This is a genomic window from Pricia sp. (assembly GCF_041745955.1).
Taxonomy (GTDB): domain Bacteria; phylum Bacteroidota; class Bacteroidia; order Flavobacteriales; family Flavobacteriaceae; genus Pricia.
In genome coordinates, this window is sequence record NZ_JBGTHY010000179.1 from 1 (window position 1) to 2073 (window position 2073).

A 2073-nucleotide genomic window follows, 5' to 3' on the forward strand; every position below is an offset into this window, starting at 1 on the left:
GGCGAAATTTATATTTCCTATTTGAACGAGGGCGGGGAAATCACGATCAAAGACCTTCCGCAAAGCCTAAATTATACTTGGATCGACCCAAAAACAGGAAATCCCAAACAATTCGGTAAGGTCACGGGAACTACGCTTAAGGCTCCCGATAAAAACCCTTGGGTACTGTTGGTCAAAAAGTGAATCCGGGGAAATGAATAAAATCAACACCTCTGTTAAGAAAATTTGGACTTAGTTTACCGGAAGCTACATTTTATGGCCATTCTAATTTTCATTAGGTTCTTCCGTTGCATCAAGGTCTTCCTCGAGCACTTCATCATCTTCATCATCCAGCGATTTTTCAACATCAATGGTCTTTCCTAAATAGACCAATTTAGAGCCTTCGATAATGTCATTGAAATCCGTACTGAACGAAGAGATTACCTGTAAATCTCCGCCCGGACTCTTTAAGAGTATGGGTATCGTATAATTTTCGGCCTTGATCATCTCTATCAAGCCTTCGTAGTGCTCCTGGTCCTTCAGCTCGATTTCATGCATGGCTGGATACCTTCTAGCAGTCTCTGTCATTTTTATATAGTCGTCGGTATGGGAAAAAAGTCCTTCTTTTGGGTTGTTCTCGGGGTCGTTCATCTCCTCGGCATTGACAAGGCGAAACGATCCATTTTCCCCGAACTGCTTGGCGAACTTTTCTATGGCATATTCGTTAATATCGGAGTTACCGGTCAAAGCCATCAAATAGCCGATATCGTTCAGCTCGATATTGTCGGTCAAGCTATCGGAATAAATGTTCGCCGTCAAGGCTTCCAATCCCAGTTTTTTTGCTTTGTTCACATTGTTCTGGTTATTGTCGATCAATACCACATGACGGTTATTTCTATGGATGTAGTCCGCGATCAGTCGTGATGCCTTTGATGCCCCGAGAATAAGGATACCCTCTGATTTCGTCAAGAACACACCTATCATTTTCGCAAAAAGCCGTGCCGTAGTAGCATTGAGTAAAACCGTACCTAACACGATCATAAAGACCAAAGGAGTAATGTATTCCGCTCCGGGCTCTCCTTTTTGAATCAATTTGGAGCCAAAAAGCGAGGCAATACCGGCCGCAACGATACCCCTGGGCCCTACCCATCCGATAAAAAGCTTTTCGTTCAATTTTAATTTCGACCCATAGGTACTGAGAAATACGCCTATCGGCCTTATGATAAAAACTATGATAGCAAACAGAACGACCGTGTTCCAGTTATAGATCAGCTCCAGGTCTTGAAGGTTGATATTGGCGGCCAACAATATAAACAGTATCGAAATGAGCAGTACGCTGAGCGACTCCTTGAAATAGAGCAGCTCTTTCAGGTTCGGCAAATTGGAGTTGCCCATCACCATACCCATGACGACCACAGCCAGCAGGCCGGACTCATGCGCAAACGCATCGGAAACCACAAAGACCAGCAGCACCGCCGAAAGCGATACAACGTTGAGCAAGTAATGGGGAATGAACTTTTTTTTGATAGAGAACATCATTGCGTGGGCAAAGGTGAACCCGAAGGCAAAACCGAAGAGTAAGATTTTCCCAAAGTCTATAAAGGCGGTTTTGGTATAGGCCTGCCCCTCGCCCACGCTGATGAACTCAAAGACCAAAACGGCAACCAAGGCACCAATGGGATCGATAAGTATACCTTCCCATTTAAGCACGGCCGAAACATCTTTTTTCAATGGAATGTTTCTCAGTATCGGTGTAATTACGGTAGGCCCTGTTACGATGATCAATGCGGAGAAAAGAAAGGAAATCTGCCAACTGAGTCCGAAAATAAAGTGGGCCGAAATGCCGGCGCCGAAAAAGGTTACAATAGAGCCGATGGTGATCAATTTGGTAATGACCGGCCCGATGTTGGCGATTTCGCCGCGTCGTAAGGTAAGTCCCCCTTCGAAAAGTATAATGCCGATGGCCAGGGAAACGAAATAATAAAGGCTCTCACCGGGGAATAGGCCTTGTTCGCCGTTCCATATCGGTTCTATCAATTTTTGGCCGTTCTCGGTATACAACGTTGCGATAGGCCCTACCAAAAGACCGATCAA

Annotated in this window: 1 protein-coding gene and 1 pseudogene; one reads left to right on the forward strand and one right to left on the reverse strand. The window is 45.0% G+C overall.

Annotated features, from left to right (window positions below; translation table 11 throughout):
• A pseudogene (locus ACEW8S_RS06350) lies at nucleotides 1-183 on the forward strand (hypothetical protein); the annotation flags it as partial.
• Nucleotides 184-264: 81 nt separating this feature from the next.
• Here ACEW8S_RS06350 and ACEW8S_RS06355 read toward each other — a convergent pair.
• Nucleotides 265-2073: cation:proton antiporter (locus tag ACEW8S_RS06355; protein ID WP_373517336.1), on the reverse strand; the 1809-nt coding region annotated here is incomplete at its 5' end.